At 67.8% G+C, this 17,892-nt stretch carries 17 protein-coding genes; 7 read left to right on the plus strand and 10 right to left on the minus strand.

The window, feature by feature from the left end; genetic code table 11:
* Positions 1 to 24: 24 nt before the first annotated feature.
* Together BWR19_16125 and BWR19_16130 are read right to left on the minus strand one after the other, a co-directional pair.
* Positions 25 to 1,101, minus strand: a complete 1,077-nt coding sequence (locus BWR19_16125) for a DNA protecting protein DprA (protein ID APX94340.1) — start codon at positions 1,099 to 1,101, stop codon at positions 25 to 27.
* A gap of 26 nt (positions 1,102 to 1,127) precedes the next feature.
* Positions 1,128 to 2,213: a peptidoglycan-binding protein gene (locus BWR19_16130; GenBank protein ID APX95070.1), complete on the minus strand. Its 1,086-nt coding sequence runs from the start codon at positions 2,211 to 2,213 to the stop codon at positions 1,128 to 1,130.
* Between the two features lie 155 nt (positions 2,214 to 2,368).
* Between BWR19_16130 and BWR19_16135 the strand changes: the two genes are divergently transcribed.
* The 7 genes from BWR19_16135 to BWR19_16165 all read left to right on the plus strand — a co-directional run bounded on the left by BWR19_16135 (position 2,369) and on the right by BWR19_16165 (position 10,149).
* Entirely contained in the window at positions 2,369 to 2,881 is a 513-nt protein-coding gene (locus BWR19_16135; protein APX94341.1) for a peptide deformylase, read from the plus strand.
* A gap of 132 nt (positions 2,882 to 3,013) precedes the next feature.
* Entirely contained in the window at positions 3,014 to 4,000 is a 987-nt protein-coding gene (locus tag BWR19_16140) for a methionyl-tRNA formyltransferase (GenBank protein ID APX94342.1), read from the plus strand.
* Positions 3,997 to 5,328 (plus strand): 16S rRNA (cytosine(967)-C(5))-methyltransferase, encoded by a 1,332-nt coding sequence (locus BWR19_16145; protein ID APX94343.1) that lies wholly within the window; start codon positions 3,997 to 3,999, stop codon positions 5,326 to 5,328. Before BWR19_16140 ends, BWR19_16145 begins: the two co-directional genes overlap by 4 nt.
* 98 nt (positions 5,329 to 5,426) lie before the next feature.
* Positions 5,427 to 5,636: a hypothetical protein gene (locus BWR19_16150; protein ID APX94344.1), complete on the plus strand. Its 210-nt coding sequence runs from the start codon at positions 5,427 to 5,429 to the stop codon at positions 5,634 to 5,636.
* A 79-nt stretch (positions 5,637 to 5,715) separates the two neighbouring features.
* The gene (locus BWR19_16155; protein APX94345.1) at positions 5,716 to 7,089 is read left to right on the plus strand and encodes a Trk system potassium transport protein TrkA; all 1,374 of its coding nucleotides are present in this window, start codon (positions 5,716 to 5,718) and stop codon (positions 7,087 to 7,089) included.
* Positions 7,090 to 7,132: 43 nt separating this feature from the next.
* Positions 7,133 to 8,581 carry a potassium transporter gene (locus BWR19_16160; GenBank protein APX94346.1) on the plus strand — a complete coding sequence of 483 codons (1,449 nt, stop codon included), beginning with the start codon at positions 7,133 to 7,135 and terminating at the stop codon, positions 8,579 to 8,581.
* 326 nt (positions 8,582 to 8,907) lie between these two features.
* The gene (locus tag BWR19_16165; GenBank protein APX94347.1) at positions 8,908 to 10,149 is read left to right on the plus strand and encodes a conjugal transfer protein TraB; all 1,242 of its coding nucleotides are present in this window, start codon (positions 8,908 to 8,910) and stop codon (positions 10,147 to 10,149) included.
* Here BWR19_16165 and BWR19_16170 read toward each other — a convergent pair.
* The 8 genes from BWR19_16170 to BWR19_16205 form a co-directional block, all read right to left on the minus strand.
* Positions 10,135 to 10,920, minus strand: coding sequence for a DTW domain-containing protein (locus tag BWR19_16170; protein APX94348.1), 786 nt, complete (start codon positions 10,918 to 10,920; stop codon positions 10,135 to 10,137). The two genes, BWR19_16165 and BWR19_16170, sit on opposite strands and share 15 nt — an antisense overlap.
* Before the next feature lie 57 nt (positions 10,921 to 10,977).
* Positions 10,978 to 11,919 carry a bile acid:sodium symporter gene (locus BWR19_16175; GenBank protein APX94349.1) on the minus strand — a complete coding sequence of 314 codons (942 nt, stop codon included), beginning with the start codon at positions 11,917 to 11,919 and terminating at the stop codon, positions 10,978 to 10,980.
* A gap of 102 nt (positions 11,920 to 12,021) precedes the next feature.
* Complete coding sequence (locus BWR19_16180) at positions 12,022 to 12,756, minus strand: NAD-dependent deacylase (GenBank protein ID APX94350.1); 735 nt, start codon at positions 12,754 to 12,756, stop codon at positions 12,022 to 12,024.
* 71 nt (positions 12,757 to 12,827) lie between these two features.
* A complete protein-coding gene (locus tag BWR19_16185) occupies positions 12,828 to 13,349 on the minus strand; it encodes a hypothetical protein (protein APX94351.1) in 522 nt (173 codons plus the stop codon).
* Positions 13,346 to 14,866 carry an amidohydrolase gene (locus tag BWR19_16190; protein APX94352.1) on the minus strand — a complete coding sequence of 507 codons (1,521 nt, stop codon included), beginning with the start codon at positions 14,864 to 14,866 and terminating at the stop codon, positions 13,346 to 13,348. The genes BWR19_16185 and BWR19_16190 overlap by 4 nt, the downstream gene beginning before the upstream one ends.
* A gap of 64 nt (positions 14,867 to 14,930) precedes the next feature.
* Positions 14,931 to 15,899, minus strand: a complete 969-nt coding sequence (locus BWR19_16195; GenBank protein APX94353.1) for a hypothetical protein — start codon at positions 15,897 to 15,899, stop codon at positions 14,931 to 14,933.
* Positions 15,900 to 15,910: 11 nt separating this feature from the next.
* Positions 15,911 to 17,413: a hypothetical protein gene (locus tag BWR19_16200; GenBank protein APX95071.1), complete on the minus strand. Its 1,503-nt coding sequence runs from the start codon at positions 17,411 to 17,413 to the stop codon at positions 15,911 to 15,913.
* 32 nt (positions 17,414 to 17,445) lie between these two features.
* A complete protein-coding gene (locus tag BWR19_16205) occupies positions 17,446 to 17,889 on the minus strand; it encodes a hypothetical protein (GenBank protein APX94354.1) in 444 nt (147 codons plus the stop codon).
* Between the last annotated feature and the right edge of the window lie 3 nt (positions 17,890 to 17,892).

Genomic DNA, 17,892 nt, shown 5'->3' on the forward strand with positions numbered 1-17,892 from the left:
GGCCGGCCGAAACGATGATAAACCCTAGCGCGGCAGGCGGATCCAGCCGCCGACGGCCTGGGTGGCGAGCCCTTCCAGCTCGAGTTCGAGCAGTCTCAGCTGGCAGTCGCTGACGTCGTGGCCGCTCAGCGCCACCAGCGCATCGAGCGGCGTCGGGCGGTCACTGAGCCAGGCCAGTAGCGGATCCTGCTCGCCGGCAGCGGCAAGCGCTGGCAGCGCCTGGCTGGGGGCCGCCCAGTGCCCCAGCTCGGCGAGGATATCCTCGACACAGGTGGCCATGGCCGCGCCGTCGCGGATCAGGGCGAGACAGCCACGCGCCTGGGGATTGTGGATCGAGCCGGGCACCGCGAATACCTCGCGGTTCTGTTCGACGGCCAGCCGTGCGCTGACCAGCGAGCCGCTCTTCTCTGCCGCCTCGACCACCAGCACGCCCTGCGACAGGCCGGTGACGATACGGTTGCGGCGTGGAAAGAAGGCCGGATGGGCTGCCGTGCCCGGGGGATGCTCGGCGAGCAGCAGCCCGCCTTCGTCACGTAGGCGGGCATACAGCTGGCGATGGCGCTGGGGGTAGATCACATCCACCCCACAGCCGAGCACCGCCACGCTGCGACCGCCGGCCTCCAGCGCGGCCTGCTGGGCAGCACCGTCGATGCCCAGCGCCATGCCGCTGATCACGACCCAGCCCCGCTCGGCGAGCTCACGTCCGAAGCGCTGGGCGTTGTGCAGGCCGTCGCGGCTCGGCCGCCGCGAGCCAACGATCGCCAGGCCCGGCGGCGCCAAGGCGGTCAGATCACCGCTGGCCCACAGCACCGGCGGCGGGTCGGGTATCTGCGCCAGCAGCGCGGGCCAGTGGTCGTGGGCAGGGGTCAGCAGGTGATGGTGGTCGGCCGCGGCGTCCCAGCTCAGCGCCGCCTCGAGCTGGGCCTGCAGTGGACTGCGGGCGGGATGCTGGAGCCACAGTCGCAGGTGGCTGCGCGCCGGCTCGGGCATCGCCGCCAGCCAGCCGTCGGGCCACGCCGGCGCGGCCGCAGTAAGCTGCGCCAGGCGCCGCGGGCCTAGCCCGGGCAGCGCCGCCAGTATCAGCCACTCCCTGGCCGTCATGCGCTCTCCTCCGTGTATCGGCGCCGTTAGCGCTGCGCTAGTGTGGCGCTGCTGTCGGGGTTGAAGATCCGATCGCCCACCGCCAGGCTGCGGCTGGCGCGCATCACCAGCGCATAGCTCATCCGCTCGTAGCTCTTGAACACCATCACCAGGCCGGCCTCTTCGCCGGGCAGACGCAGCGACTCGTTGGTCACCGGGTCGGTGACCAGCTCACCGCGCTGCTCGACGCTCAGCACGTGACCCGGGGTCAGGCCATCGCGGCGACCGCGGTCCAGCGCCACCACCTCCAGCCGGCCGATGAACTGGACGCCGCCGGGCACCGCCAGCAGCCGCCCGTCCACGGCCCGCTCGGGGGCCCGCGGCAGAAACTCGGTGAGCAGCTCGCCGCGCTCCAGCGGCAGCACCAGATCGCCGTTGCGCACTTCCTGGTTGGCACTCAGCACGTCGAGGGTGGCAATATCGCCCTCGCTGCGCAGCCAGCGTGCCTGGCCCACGCCGACCAGTTCGAGTCCCAGGAACTCGCCGGTGACGCTATCTTCGTAGGTCTCACCGAGGCGGTAGATGCCCAGCCGGCCGTGATCTTCCAGATCGCCGCGGGCGTAGATCCGATCCCCGGCGCCGCTGATCAGGCGGCGGTCGTCGCCGCCCACCACGTAGGCCTGCTCGTCGGCCAGCGCCGGGTCGTCGAGCACGCGGTAGTCGGTAAGGAAGTTCTCGACCCGCTCCAGCGGCAGCGGCGGCACCGCCTCGCGGCGCGGCGTGCGCCGCACTTCCGGCGATAGCCGGACTTCGCCGCGCCCGCGCTCCAGGCCGAGCCGCGGCTGGCCGTCCCGGTAGTAGAGGTAGACCGTATCGCCGGGGTAGATGAGGTGTGGATTGCGGATCTGCGGATTGACTTCCCACACCTCGGGCCACTGCCAGGGATGGCGCAGGAAGCGCCCCGAGATATCCCATAGGGTGTCGCCGCGCACTACCGTATAGCGATCCGGTGCATCGCCGCGCAGGCCTGCGTCGCTGAGCCCTTGCCCCATGGCCGGCAGGGCCAGCAGCATCGCCAACAGCGCCCAGCCCGCGAGCCAGCCATACCGCGCCCCCCGCCTCGCCTTGCTCATCTTCATGCTCTCGCTTCCCCCTGGTACCGTCCCGTTCAACGGGTTTATCGCTATTATCGATGGCGCATCGCACAACCGGCGGTTTCACTGCACGCAGCCGCCCTCTACAATATGGCCATATCCCTTGATAACAGCATAACGGTGATTTCAACGCCATGGCCAAGTTACCCATCCTCGAATATCCCGACGAGCGCCTGCGCACCAAGGCCGCACCGGTGGCCAGCGTCGACGACGAGGTACGCCAGCTGGTCGACGACATGCTCGAGACCATGTACCACGCGCGCGGCATCGGCCTGGCGGCGACCCAGGTCGACGTGCATCGCCGCGTCATCGTGATGGACGTCAGCGACGACCAGAGCCAGCCGCGGGTCCTGATCAATCCCGAGTACACGCCTCTCGGCGACGAGCGCGAACCGCTGCAGGAAGGCTGCCTGTCGATTCCCGAGTACTACGCCGAGGTCCCCCGCGCCCTGCGCGTCAAGCTCAAGGCGCTTGACCGCGACGGCCAGCCGTTTGAACTCGAGGCCGACGGCCTGCTGGCGCACTGCATTCAGCACGAATACGACCACCTCGAGGGCGTGCTGTTCGTCGACTACCTCTCACCGCTCAAGCGCGAACGGGTACTCAAGAAGATGCAGAAGCGTCACAAGCTGATGCAAGACGCGTAACCCTCACCCCCCACCGAGCCGGCCCGCAGCAGCGCTGCGGGCCGGCTCGCTTGTGACTCCGCGCCTGCCCTCGCAGGTGGCCGATCGGCTATCATGGTCGCATCGTTTTCCGACCCCTCAAGGCCCGACGTCATGACCCAAGCCCTACGCGTCATCTTTGCCGGCACCCCCGACTTCGCCGCCACCCATCTGGCAGCGCTGCTCGACAGCCAGCACCGGGTGGTGGCCGTCTATACCCAGCCCGACCGCCCCGCCGGTCGCGGCCGCAGGCTCACCCCCAGCCCGGTCAAGGCGCTGGCCCAGACGCACCGGTTGCCGGTCTATCAGCCGGCGTCGCTCAAGGATGCCGACGCCCAGGCCGAGTTGGCGGCGATCGATGCCGACATCATGGTGGTGGTCGCCTACGGTCTGATCCTGCCCCAGGCGGTACTCGATACCCCGCAGCTGGGATGCCTCAACGTGCACGCCTCGCTGCTGCCGCGCTGGCGCGGTGCTGCGCCGATCCAGCGCGCCATCGAGGCCGGCGATAGTCAGAGCGGAGTCACCATCATGCAGATGGACGCCGGCCTGGATACCGGCGCCATGCTGCTCGAGCGGCGCACCTCGATCAACGCCACCACCACCGGCGGCGAGCTGCACGACACCCTCGCCGAGCTGGGCGGCGAGGCGATCGTCACGGCCCTCGACGCCCTGGCCGGCGACGGCCTCAGTGCCACGCCGCAGCCCGAGGCCGGCGTGACCTACGCCGCCAAGCTCTCCAAGGCCGAGGCCGAGCTCGACTTCTCGCGACCGGCAGCCGAGCTGGCGGCCAAGATCCGCGCCTTCAACCCCTGGCCGGTGGCCTGGTGTGCGCTGGGTGACGAGCGCCTGCGGCTGTGGTTCGCCACCGCCGGCGAGCGTCGCGACGACGACCCGCAGCAGGCGGCGCCGGGCACCCTGCTGGAGGCCGACGAGGATGCCCTGCGCATCGCCTGCGGGGCGCAGGGCGACGAGGTGCTGTGCGTGACCCAGGCCCAACTGCCCGGCGGCAAGGCGCTGCCGATGCGTGAACTGCTCAAGGCCCGCGGCGAGCGTTTCGCCGCCGGGACCCCACTGTCCCATCCGGAGGCTTCGTCATGAATGATCCCCGCGCTCCCCAGCACGGCGGACAGGCGCTGCGAGCCGCTGCCGCCCGCGCGCTACAGCCGGTCATCGATGCCCAGGCCTCGCTCTCCGCCCTCGACGACAGCGCCGTGCTGCCCCGCGACCGCGCGCTGTTTCGCGCGCTCTGCTACGGCGTGTGCCGCAGCCTGCCGCGCCTCGAGGCGCTTGCCGACGAGCTGCTGCGCAGTCCCTTCAAGGCCCGCGACCGCGACGTTCAGGCGCTGCTGCTGGTGGGGATCTATCAGCTGCTGTACATGCGCATTCCGGCCCACGCCGCGGTAGGCGAGACCGCCGGTGCCGCACGCCTGCTGGGCAAGGCCTGGGCCACCCGGGTACTCAACGGCTGCCTGCGCCGCCTGCAGCGCGAGCAGAGCGCGCTGCAGGCCAAGGTCGATCGCGACCCCTGCGTCGCCCTGCTGCATCCGGCCTGGCTGCTCAAGGCATTGCGCCAGGCGTGGCCCGACGACTGGCGTGAACTCGCCATCGCCAACAATACGCCTGGCCCGATGACGCTGCGCATCAATCGGCGCCGGGTCAGCCGCGAGGTGTATCGCGAGCGCCTGCTGGAGAGCGGGCTCGAGAGCCGCACCTGCGAGTTCGCCCCGGACGGCTTGACCCTCGAGACCCCCTGCGACGTCACTGCACTGCCCGGCTTTGCCGACGGTGACGTCAGCGTCCAGGACGAAGCCGCCCAGCTCGCCGTGGAGCTGCTCGGGCCGGTGCTGGCGCCGCGGCCCGGGGCACGGGTCCTGGATGCCTGCTGCGCACCCGGCGGCAAGACCGCCCACCTGCTCGAAGCCTTCGAGATCGACCTCATCGCCCTCGACAGCGATGCCCGGCGCCTGCCCCGTGTCAGCGAGACGCTCGAACGGCTGGGGCTGACGGCCCGCGTCGAGCAGGGCGATGCCACCCGGTTGGACGGCTGGGACGCGGACCGCTTCGATGCCATCCTGCTCGACGCGCCCTGCTCGGGTAGCGGCGTGATTCGCCGCCATCCGGACATCAAGCGCCTGCGTCGCGCCGAGGACATCAGCGCGCTGGCCGGCCTGCAGACGCAGCTGCTCGACCGCCTGTGGCAGCTGCTGGCCCCCGGTGGCACCCTGCTCTACGCCACCTGTTCGGTGTTCCCCGAGGAGAACGCCGAGCAGATCAAGGCGTTCTTGGCGCGCACCGCGGACGCCCGCGTGACCACCCCCACCGCGGTGGCCTGGGGCCGGCCGTCCGGCGACGGCCGCCAGTTGCTGCCCCGCGAGGCCGGCCACGACGGCTTCTTCTATGCACGGCTCGAAAAGGCTCGCAGCTGACCGGTGCCCCGGGCTTGCCCCGGGGCGCATCCGGCGTCTTATACTGGGGGTGAGCGCAACACATGCTTAATCAGTGAAGCCAGACAAGGAATCACGCCATGTCGCACATCTACAAACATATCGAGCTGACCGGGTCCTCCACCGAGAGCATCGAGGACGCCGTCGCCCAGGCCATCGAGCGCGCCAACCAGACCCTCCACGACATGCGCTGGTTCGAGGTCACCGAGACCCGCGGACATATCGAGCACGGTCGCATCGCCCACTGGCAGGTGACCATCAAGGTCGGCTTCACCCTGGAGAGCCACTGATCCACACGCCGCGCCGCCTGTCCTTCGCCTGGCGGCTGGTTTATGCTGTGCCGACGCATCGCAGGGGAACAGGCGTGGCATGAAGATCATCATTCTCGGTGCCGGACAGGTCGGCGGCACCCTGGCCGAGCATCTCGCCCACGAAGAGAACGACATTACCGTGGTCGATACCGACGGCGGGCGGCTGCGCGACCTGCATAACCGCCTGGATATCCGCACCGTGTCGGGCCCCGCCTCCTACCCCATGGTGCTGCGCCAGGCCGGCTGCGAAGACGCCGACATGCTGATCGCGGTGACCAACTCCGACGAAGTCAACATGATCGCCTGCCAGGTCGCCCACACCCTGTTCCGCACCCCCACCAAGATCGCCCGGGTGCGCGCCACCGCCTACCTCACCCGCAAGGGCCTGTTCGCCCACGAGGCGGTGCCCATCGACGTGCTGATCAGCCCCGAGCAGGTGGTCACCGACCATATCCGCCGCCTGATCGAATACCCCGGCGCCCTGCAGGTGCTCGAGTTCGCCGGCGGCCAGGCCCAGCTGGTGGCGGTCAAGGCCTTCTACGGCGGGCCGCTGGTCGGCCAGGAGCTGGGCTTCCTGCGCCGCCACATGCCCAACGTCGACACCCGGGTGGCGGCCATCTATCGCCGCAATCGGCCGATCATCCCGCGCGGCGACACCGTGATCGAGGCCGACGACGAGGTGTTCTTCATTGCGGCCCGCCGCGACATCCGCGCGGTGATGAGCGAGCTGCGCCGCCTCGACCGCGACTTCCGCCGGGTGGTGATCGCCGGCGGCGGGCATATCGGCGAGCGCCTGGCCGAGAACCTCGAGCACAGCCACCAGGTCAAGATCATCGAGCACGACCTGGAGCGCTGTACGACCCTTTCCGAACGCCTCGACCGCACCGTGGTACTTCACGGCAGCGCCACCAGCAAGCGCCTGCTGCTGGAGGAGAACATCGAGGACTGCGACATCTTCTGCGCGCTGACCAACGACGACGAGGTCAACATCATGTCGTCGATGCTGGCCAAGCGGCTGGGCGCCAAGAAGGTGCTGACGCTGATCAACAACGCCGCCTACGTCGACCTGGTGCAGGGCGGCGAGATCGACATCGCCATCTCGCCGCAGCAGGCCACCATCGGCAGCCTGCTGACCCACGTGCGGCGCGGCGACATCGTCAACGTCCATTCGCTGCGCCGCGGCGCCGCCGAAGCCATCGAGGCGATCGCCCACGGCGACTCGCGCTCGTCCAAGGTGGTGGGGCGCACCATCGACGAGATCGACCTGCCCAGCGGCACCACCATCGGCGCTATCGTGCGCGGCAAGGAGGTGGTGATCGCCCACGACGACGTGGTGGTGGAGTCCGGCGACCACGTCATCCTGTTCGTGGTCGACAAGCGCCGTATCCGCGACGTGGAGCGGCTGTTCCAGGTCGGGCTGACATTCTTCTGATGGGGGAGCCAGGCATGGACGCTCGCACCGGGAGCGTGACGGCATGAGCCTGCGCGTTATTTTGCGCATCCTGGGACTGCTGCTGATGCTGTTCAGCCTGACCCTGGTGCCGCCGATCCTGATCTCGCTGCTGTTCAACGACGGCGTGTGGGATGCCTTTGCCATCGCCATGGCGATCACCGTGGCCACCGGGGCCCTGCTCTACCTGCCCAACCGCTACGCGCGCAAGGAGCTGCGCACCCGCGACGGCTTCCTGATCGCGGCGCTGTTCTGGACGGTACTGGGGACCTTCGGCTCGCTGCCGCTGATGCTCGACGGCCCCTATGCGCTGTCGGTCACCGATGCGGTGTTCGAGTCGTTTTCGGGGCTGACCACCACCGGCGCCACGGTGATCACCGGCATCGACTTCCTGCCCGAGGCGGTGCGCTACTACCGCCAGCAGCTGCAGTGGCTGGGCGGCATGGGTATCGTGGTGCTGGCGGTGGCGATCCTGCCGACGCTGGGCGTGGGCGGCATGGCGCTGTATCGCACCGAGATCCCGGGGCCGCTCAAGGACTCCAAGCTGACCCCGCGCATCACCGAGACCGCCAAGGCGCTTTGGTATATCTACGCCAGCCTGACGCTGACCTGCATCATCGCCTACTGGGCCGCCGGCATGGACTGGTTCGACGCCATCGGCCACGGCTTCTCGACCGTGGCCATCGGCGGCTTTTCCACCTACGACGCCAGCATCGGCCACTTCGATAGCGCCACCATCGAGATGATCTGTGTGCTGTTCATGGTGGTCTCGGCGATAAGCTACAGCCTGCACTTCGCCGCCTGGCGCGAAAAGCGCCTATCGCAATACCTGTATGATCCAGAAGCGCGCTTCCTGCTGCTGTTCCTGCTCGGCCTAAGCGTGATCAGCGTGCTGACGCTGTGGCTGACCGCCACCTACAGTGGCAGCGAGGGCCTGCGCAACGGCGTGTTCCAGGCGGTTTCCATCGCCACCACCGCCGGCTTCGGCGTCGCCGACTTCTCGGCCTGGCCCGGTGCCCTGCCCTTCCTGCTGTTCGTCGCCGCCTTCGTCGGCGGCTGCTCGGGCTCCACCGGCGGCGGCATGAAGGTGATCCGCATCATCCTGATCCTCAAGCAGGGCATGCGCGAGATCATGCGCTTGATCCACCCCAACGCGGTGATCGCGGTCAAGGTCGGCAAGGTCAGCGTGCCCGACAGCATCGCCCAGGCGGTGTGGGGCTTCTTCTCGGTCTATGTGATGCTGTTCTTCCTGATGCTGATCGGGGTGATGGCCACCGGCGTCGACCAGGTCACCGCCTGGTCGACGGTGGCCTCGACCCTCAACAACCTCGGCCCGGCGCTTGGCGAGGCCGCCAGCCACTACGGCGAGCTGCCCGACCTGGCCAAGTGGATCCTTGTGCTGGCGATGATCCTCGGCCGCTTGGAGATCTTCACCGTACTGGTGCTGTTCACCCCGGCCTTCTGGCGGCGCTAGTCGAAGATGCTGCCAAGGGACGCCGGGGGCAGGTCGCAGCGAAGGTCTTTTGCCATGGGTGAGGAGCACTGCTCCGAACGGGCTGGCCATGGATGACCAGCACCGGTCCTGCAAGCGAAGCAGGATGCGAGAGCGAAGCAGGGCAAAAGTAGCGCCCAGGGATGGGTTCGCAGCGCGTTCGCGTAGGCCTGCCGCCGGATCAGTCCCGGTCTCAAAGCAGTTGAACGTTTACTGCGATTTACCTATCGTTGCCGTCCCCAAGTTTGGCGTGGCCAGCGGCTTTCGTGGATAATCGCCTGATCATCTTGTCGTCACAGCGAGCCTTCATGACCGACCCCCAGGATCTCACCGCCAGCGCCGAGCCGGCCGCAGCGCCCAGCGGCGGGCCTCGCCAGACCCTGCAGCTGGGCGATACCCGCTACACCCTGCTGGGCACCGCCCACGTCTCCAAGGAGAGCGCCGACGAGGTGCGCGCGCTGGTCCGCTCCGGCGACTTTGACGCGGTGGCCATCGAGCTGTGCGCCTCGCGCCACCACAGCCTGGTGGAGCCCGATGCCCTGGCCGGTCAGGACCTGTTCGAGATCTTCCGTCAGGGCAAGGCCGGCATGGTCGCCGCCAGCCTGGCGCTGGGGGCCTTCCAGCAGCGTGTCGCCGAGCAGTCGGGCATCGAGCCCGGCGCCGAGATGCGCGCCGCGCTGGAGGAGACCCAGCGCCACGACCTGCCGCTGCTGCTGATCGACCGTGACGTAGGCATCACCCTCAAGCGCATCTACGCCAACGTGCCCTGGTGGCAGCGCTTCTCGCTGTTCTCGGGGCTACTGGGCAGCGTGATGTCGCGCCAGGAGGTCTCCGCCGCCGATATCGAACGACTCAAGGAGGGCGACGTGCTGGAGTCGACCTTCAACGAGTTCGCCGAGCAGTCCGAGTCGCTCTACACGCCGCTGATCAGCGAGCGCGACCGCTACATGACCCTGCGCCTCGGCGAGGAGAGCCCGCCCGGGCGCTATCGCCACGTGCTGGTGGTGATCGGCGCCGGCCACCTCAAGGGCATGGCCGAGCACTTGAGTCAGGCGCTGCCCGCCGAGCCCCGCGCCGAGCGCGAGGCGCTGGAGGCCACCCCGCCGCGCTCGCCGGTGTGGCGGATGCTGCCCTGGGCGATCACCGCGCTGGTGCTGACCGGCTTCGCCATCGGCTTCTCGCGCAACACCGATCTCGGCTGGCAGCTGGTCGGCGAGTGGTTCCTGATCAACGGGGTACTCTCGGCGGCGGCTACCACCATCGCCCTGGCCCACCCGGTGACCATTCTGGCGACCTTCTTCGCCGCCCCGCTGACCTCGCTCAACCCTACTATCGGCGCCGGGTTCGTCGCCGCCGGGGTGGAGCTGTTCATGCGCAAACCCAAGGTCGGCGACTTCGCCCACCTGCGCCACGACGTCACCCAGCTCAAGGGCTGGTGGCGTAACCGCGTATCGCGCACCCTGCTGGTGTTCCTGCTCGCCACTCTCGGCTCGGCAGCGGGCACCTGGGTGGCAGGCTTCCGCATCGCCGGGGCGCTATTCGGTAGCTGAGGCGGGCCAGCGGCCCTGGCGCGACAGCAGCCGGCGCATGGCCGGTGTGGGCTGCTCGATCTTGTGGTAGGTGCGGCTCGAGGCGTAGCTGTCGTTGAAGGCGTCGAAGTAGTCGTCGAGCACCTCGGCGGCATCTACGTCGCCGGCCTGGCGCAGCAGCTCGATGGCCACTTCCGCGGTACACAGGTGGGCCTGGGAGGCCGGCTTGCGCAGCCGATAGCGGGTCTGGCGCTGGGTCCTCAGCGGCAGTACCGGCAGCGCGTCGAGGTAGGGGCTCTTGCGAAAGATGCGCCGCGCCTGGCGCCAGGTGCCGTCGATGATGATGAACACTGGAACCCTCTCCTGATCCTTGGCACGCGCCACCGCCGGCATGCCCACCACCCGTTCGGCGTAGTCCGGCTGGTCATCGGGGAAGATCACGAAGGGCGCATAGCGCGGGTCGTCGAGCTGCGCAAGCAAGTCTGCATCGGGGGCGGTGCGATACCAGGTGAAGACCCGCGTGGCAGGCAGCACGTCGCCGATCAGCCGCCCGGTATTGGTCGGCTTGTGGTGCTCCAGGGGGTGGGTCAATAGCCACACCCGGGCGCGGCTGTCAGCCTCGACCCGGAACGGGCACAGGCAGTTGAGGGTCGGCAGATTGCACCCTTCACAGCGTTCGACGAAGCTGCCGCGGGCCTTGAATTCACGCCGCGGTGGACGCGCGCGGTCGGTGGCCGGCTCGCGGTCCTCGTCGTTGGCTAAGCGTGGGTCTAGCGAGACGTCTTGTAGCATGACGCACCTGAGAAACGAGCGGGCCGGCATTCTAGCATGCCCACCCGCCGAGACGCGTCAGGCGCTTTCCGCTGGTCTTGCCGCCGCCGCCGGGCGACGCTTCCAGTAGCCCGCCAGCAGCGAACCGGAGACGTTGTGCCACACCGAGAATAGCGCCCCGGGCAAGGCGGCGCCGGCGCTGAAGAACTGGTTGGCGAGCGCCACGGCGAGTCCCGAGTTCTGCATCCCCACCTCGATGGAGACGGTGCGCGCGGTGCGCTGGTCGAGGCCGCACAGCCGGCTGACGAAGTAGCCGCCGGCCAGGCCAATGCCGTTGTGGGCGATTACCGCCAATGCCACCACCGGGCCCAGGCTTGCCAGGCGGCCGGCGTTGAGCGCCACCACGATGGCAATGATCATCACGATGGCCGCCATGGCAAGCGTCGCCAGCGCCGGCTCGATGCGCGCGATATGGCGGCCCAGGAAATGATGCACCACCACCCCCGCCGCTACCGGTGCGATCACCAGTTGGGCGATGCTCGACAGCATGCCCCACACCGGCACCTCGACCACCTGCCCGACCAGCAGCCAGGCGATCAGCGGCGTCATCACCACCGAGGCCAGGGTCGAGACCAGGGTCATCGATACCGACAGCGCCACGCGCCCGCCGGCCAGCCAGGTCATCACGTTGGAGGCGGTACCGCCGGCCGTCGCGCCCACCAGCACCATGCCGGTGGTCAGCTCCGGCGACAGGCCCAGTACCAGCGAGACCCCCAGCGCCGCCAGCGGCATCAACACGAACTGCAGCAGCACGCCAATGCCTACCGGCAGCGGCGCCTTGACCACGTTGAGGAAATCCTGCTTCGACAGCGTCAGCCCCATGGCGAACATGATGATCGCCAGCAGCGTCTGGATCCGCCCGGCATAGCCGGTGAACAGCGGTGGCATGAAGATCGCCAAGGCAGCGAAGAGAATCGCCCACAGCGGGAAGAGACGATTGAGACGTTCGAAAAGCAACATGATGGCGTGTCCTTGCGATGAAGTCCGTCGGTCGACGCAATCCAACCGCCGCGTTGATTAGACCGCTAATAATGCCTTAAAGGGTAGTGCGGGCAAAATCCCTCACGCCTCGAGCAGCGTCTCCGGCAGCCACAGGCGGCCCTCCCGCGACCAGTGGCGCACCAGCTCGGTGACACCACGCCCGGCGGGCTGGGCCAGCGCTGCCACACCCGGCGGCGCCAGCCGCTCGGCGGCCGGGTCGACCAGGATCACCTCGGCGTCCAGCGGCGCCCGCTCGAGCAGCGCCGCGGCCGGCATCACCGCCAGCGAGGTACCCACCACCAGCAGCAGGTCGGCCTGCTCGACGATCTCGCAGGCTTCTATATAGCGCGGCACCGGCTCGCCGAACCACACCACGTCGGGGCGCAGCTGGCTGCCCTTGTCGCAGATATCGCCAAGCCTGATGCCGCCGCGCGGCAGCGGATAGCGCATGCGCTCATCGACGCTGGAGCGCGCCTTGAGAATCTCGCCGTGGAGATGCAGCACGTCGCGGGAGCCGGCACGCTCGTGGAGGTCGTCGATGTTCTGGGTGATCACGCTGACCCGAAAGCCCTGCTTCTCGAGCGAGGCCAGGGCCTGATGGGCCGCGTTGGGACGGGCGCGGCGCACCTGGGTGCGCCGCGCATCGTAGAAGCGCAGTACCCGCTCAGGGTCGCGGCGCCAGGCCTGGGGCGTGGCCACGTCCTCGATGGCATGATCGGCCCACAGGCCGTCGCTGGCGCGAAAGGTCTGGATGCCGCTCTCGGCACTGATGCCGGCACCGGTGAAGACCACCAGGTGAGGTGAGTGGGATGTCATCGTCGTAAAACCGCCCTGCCCGTCTAGGTGCTTACGCTATGGATTGCTGAAACGTCCCGCGGCCCGAAGACCTAGACCCTGTCAGAAAGCTCGCTGGGCTGGGCCTGGCGCCTTAGGCGATAAATTCGCCAGCTGTTGGAGACGCCGTCAGCGAACATCACCAGAACCCCCGGGATCGACCCCGCTTGCCAGTTGAACACCAGCCACAGCAGGCTACCAATCAGCAGCGCCCCGCGTCGCGGCAGGCCGGCAAGAAAGAAGACGCCGACGCTTCCCGAGATCACCGCGACGACCGGCAAGATATCCCATCCACTTTGCCAGCTGTAACTCCCGGTGACCAGATACAGTCCGATAAAGCCTGCGGCGAACCAGCCGCCGCGACAGCGAATCCCAACCAGATTGCGTACGGCCGTGATCACATTGAGCAGGGCCGCCGTGGGCTGTGCCAAGAGCAAAAAGTGCAGGCTCCACACCAGGCACGAGCCCGATAGCATCACCAGCATGCGAACATCGTGGCGACACTGAAAGGCCAGGACCCCGAGTAGCGCCGCGACAGCGCCGAGCAGTTGAATACCCAGCCACTCGAGGCTCATTCGTCGAACCGCGCCGGGATGGTGCCCGGCGCCAGGGGCAGCGCCTGGCAGCGCGACCAGATGCGCTCATAGGCCGGCCGCAAGGTTTCGGTCATCTCCTCGGCGGCCTCGATGGCTGGCCTCAGCCGCTGCATGGCCTGGTCGATACGCTGTGATACCTCATGCTGGTCCAACCGCGTCAGCTTGCCGTCAGCGACGACCCGCTCGCCGTCCACCCATACCGAATGGATCCCGCTACCGCTCTCTCCGAACACCAGCTGGCGCAGCGGGTCATTGAGGGGCGTAAAGGCCGGTGCATCCAGCCGGTAGAGCACCAGATCGGCGCGCATGCCAATCGCGATCCGCCCCAGTTGCTGCTCCATGCCCAGCGCCCGGGCGCCGCCCAGGGTGGCCGCCTCCAGCGCCTCCTCGGCGCCAATCCAGTGCCGATAGTCGTCGCCGCGCAGCTTGTGAATCAGCGCGGTGTTGGCCACCACCCGCAGCATGTCGGTGGACTCCAGGGAGCCGCAGCCGTCGGTCCCCAGGCTCACGTTGACCCCCGCGTCCAGCAGCGCGCGCATGGGCATCAGCCCGGACCCAAGCTTGAGGTTGCTGTTGGGGTTGTGCTGCACGCTGGCGCCGCTGGCGGCAATCCGCACGATATCGTCAGGGGTCAGCCACACCGCGTGAATCAGCGAGGTTCCCGGCGCCAGAAAGCCCAGATCATCGAGATGCTGGAACAGCGTCTTGCCTCGCTGGTGCCAGGCCGAGGCCGCCTGCAGGCGGGTTTCCTGGACGTGGATGATCACCGGCAGTCCGGTTCTGTCGGCCAGCGCCCTCACCTCGCCGAGCAGACTGTCGCTGCAGCGCTGCGGCGCGGAGGGGGCCAGTAGTACCCCTACGCGGTTGTCGCGAGGATGACGCGTCGCGGCGAGTGACTCGACCAGGTGCAGATAGTCTGCCGCCGGGGTCGACTTGCCGGGCGCCAGGCTGGCCAGCGTCTCCGGGCTGCACTCCTCGTGAATAAACGGCACGCTCTCGTGGAATGGCACGTCAAACAGCGTGGGACCGAGCAGCGCACGGATACCGATATCGTCATAGGCGGCGAGTGCGGCCTCGAGGTGATCGCGGTCGAGCAGCGGCGAGGCGTTGAAGTCGTCGACGATACAGGTGGTGCCTGTGAGTAGCGCCTGGCAGGCACCCACCAGCGTGCGCAGGTAGACGTCGTCGGGCGTCAATGGCAAGGGCTTTACCGGCCGCACGTAGTTCATCCACAGCTCGAGGGGCAGCCGGTCGTAGCGCCCCTTGTGGAAATTCTCATGGGAATGGTGGTGACCATTGATGAAGCCCGGCACGGCCAGGGTGCCTGAGGCATCGACGGCATCGCCTTCCGGGGGAGCCTCCCCCGCTGGCCGTATCGCCTCGATGATGCCCCCGCGGATAACGATATCCATCGGCGATGGCAGGACATGGGAGCCGTTCTCACTGAGCGGACGAGCGCCCAGCAGTGTCGTGGTCTTGTCAACGTTGTGTGTCATCGCAAACGGTCGACGGCCCCATGCTAGGGGCCGCCGACACTCTCCTGTGCGGTGAGGCGTCGAGTTAGTCGTCGAGATACGCGTCGCGCAGGGCGGCTTGCTCCGCCGCCAGCGCTTCGGCGAACTCCTCATGGCCGAGGAACTGAATGCCGGAGCCAATCTGGCCAATCAGACGCAGGAAGCCTTCGTCTTCGGTCAAGCGCTGGAAGCCATCACTGAGTTCTGCCACAACCTCGGCCGGCGTGTCGGCCGGTGCCATCACCCCGCGCCAGAACTGGAAGACCACGTCGTAGCCCTCTTCCTGGCAGGTGGGGATATCGGCATAGGCGTCGAAACGCTCGGTGTCGGTGACGCATAGGCCGACCAGACTCCCCGCTTCGAGATGCTCGCCCACCACGCTGGGATCACCGGCATAGGCCATGGTGTTGCCACCCAGCAGCTGGGTCACCGCAGGACCGCCACCGCCCAGTTCGACGCCGCGCATCTCGATATCGGCTGTCGCCTTGAGCATCTCGAAGACCGTGTAGGTGAAGCCATTGCGGTTGTCGGAACTGTAGACCACCTCGCCGGGATTATCCTCGGCGTGCTCGACCAGCTCACCAATGCTCTGGAAGGGTTGGTCGGGGGTGGTCACGAAAATCGCCGGGCTGTAGTTGATGCGAGCCACTGGCACGAAGTCATCCATCTCGTAGGGCAGGTCTTCGACCTGCGGGCGCAGTGAATTGATGGTCGGGTCACCAAACAGCAGCATCGTGCCATTTGGCGTACTGCCGGCCACCTCCGCGGCGGCCACCGCACCGCCGCCGCCGCCACGAATCACCGAGATCAGCGGTCGGCCCAGAAACTCCTCGCCAACCGCGGTAATGATACCGGCATGCAGCGAGTGGGAGCCCCCTGCAGGATAGGGCGTGACGAAGCGGATCGGCTCATCGGGGAGGTGGCTCTCCTCGGCGAGGACCTGGCCAGTGGTGAGGGTGGCGGCCGCGGCGAGGGATGCGGCCAGCAAGGTACGGGACAGGAGGGGACGGGACATGGTTATGTGCCTCAGCTGTTGTTGGACTTGGGTGGGTGGGCGTTGGAACGCTTGCGGATGACACCTGCTTTCACCAGGCCGCGCCATGCCATCGCAAGGATGACCAGCGCTAGCAGGATCAGCAGGATGAGGCTGCCTGGCCGCGACCAGAAGATCGCCAGGCTGCCGTTGGAGAACACCAGCGACTGACGCACGGCGCTCTCGAAACCCGGCCCCAGCAGCAGGCCGATGATCAGCGGGGCAATGGGAAAGTGGGTACGGCGCATCACATAGCCCAGGCCACCGCCAACCACCAGAATCAGCAGATCGAAGGTGCTGGAGTTGACCGCATAGGCGCCGCACACGCAGAGCAGCAGGACGCAGGGATAGAGCACCGTGGGCGGGATCCGCGTGACCTGCTTCAGCCAGCGAATCGCCGCTAAACCGAATATCAGCAGCAGCACGTTGGTGACCAGCAGCACCAGAAACAGCCCGAACAGGAAGCCTGGGTTCTGCTGAATCAACAGCGGCCCCGGCATCATGCCTTGCGCCATCAGCGCGCCGATCAATACCGCGGTAATGGTGTCACCGGGAATACCGAACACGGTCATGGGAATCAGCGCCGCGGGCACCACGGCGTTGTTGCCGGACTCTGCCGCTGCCAGGCCCTCGAGCGACCCCTTGCCGAACTTTTCCGGTTCGCGGGAGCGACCGCGGGCCAGGCCATAGGCGATCCAGCAGGCTATCTCCGCCCCCAGGCCAGGCAGCGACCCCAGGAAGGTCCCCAGCGAGGTAGAGCGCAGGATCGTCGGGCGCAGGGCCCAGAACTCCGACCACTTGAGCCTTTCCCCGCCATGCTCCGCCGCCTGCCCGGCATCGTGCATCCGCTCCGGGGGGTGCGTCAGTTGCATGAGAATCTCGCTCAGCGCGAACATGCCGATCAGCAGCGGAATCAGTGACACGCCCCCCAGCAGATCGGTGTTGCCGAAGGTGAAGCGCTGATAGCCCGACATCGGGTCGAGCCCGATGGAGGCGACCAGCAGCCCGAGACCCGCGGCGATCAGACCCTTGAGGAAGCTTTCGCCGCTGACCGTGGCGATCATGGTCAAGGCGATCAGGTAGAGCAGTGCGAACTCCGGAGAACCAAAGCGGATCGCGATGCCGGCTAGCGGGATGGCGACCATGATCAAGACCAGGGTCGCCAGGAAATCCGCCACCACCGAGCTATACAGGCTCAACTCCAGGGCCTTGCGTGATTTGCCCTGCTGGGTCAGCGCATAGCCATCGCGGGCGGTGGCCGCCGCCGCCGCAGTGCCGGGAGTATTGACCAGGATGGCCGGTATCGAGCCGCCGTAGATGGCCCCCTTGTAGATCCCCAAGAGAAAGGGGATGCCAATGGTCGCCTCCATGAAGAAGGTAAAGGGTGCCAGCACCGCCACCGCCATGGTGGCCGTGAGCCCCGGCAGGGCGCCGATCAGGATGCCCCCGGCAAGCCCCGCCGACAGCGCCAGGAAGGTCCAGGGACTGGCCAGCATGGCAAGCCCCTGCTGGAGTACGGCCAGGTCGATCACAGCACCACCCCTCTGGGGAAGTAGACCCCCATGACGCCCTCGAAGAGATGGATCACCAGCGCCGGCGGCACTACCGCCAGCGCCAGCAGCACATACCAGCGGCGTTCGCCGAAGCAGAGTGCCAGCAGCGGCACGGCCAGCATGGTGACCAGCCAGATGCCCAGGAAGCGGATCGATACGACCATGGCCACCATCAGCGCATAGGCGACGAGCGCCCGGGCGGTGTGTCCAGACTCGAAGGCCAACGAGGACGCTGGCCGCCAGGCGGACAGCAGCAGCACCACGCCGAGGCCGGTCACCAGCAGTGCGATCAAGCCGGGGAAGAACGCCGCCGAGCCGATATCGCGGGGGTCTCCAAACGGCGGCGGCGTGCTGTGCACGATGCGCAGAAACATGACCCCCACCGCGATCACCGCGAGTGCCAGCAGCGACTCGATCAATGC

Source organism: Halomonas sp. 1513 (genome assembly GCA_001971685.1).
Lineage (GTDB): Bacteria > Pseudomonadota > Gammaproteobacteria > Pseudomonadales > Halomonadaceae > Franzmannia.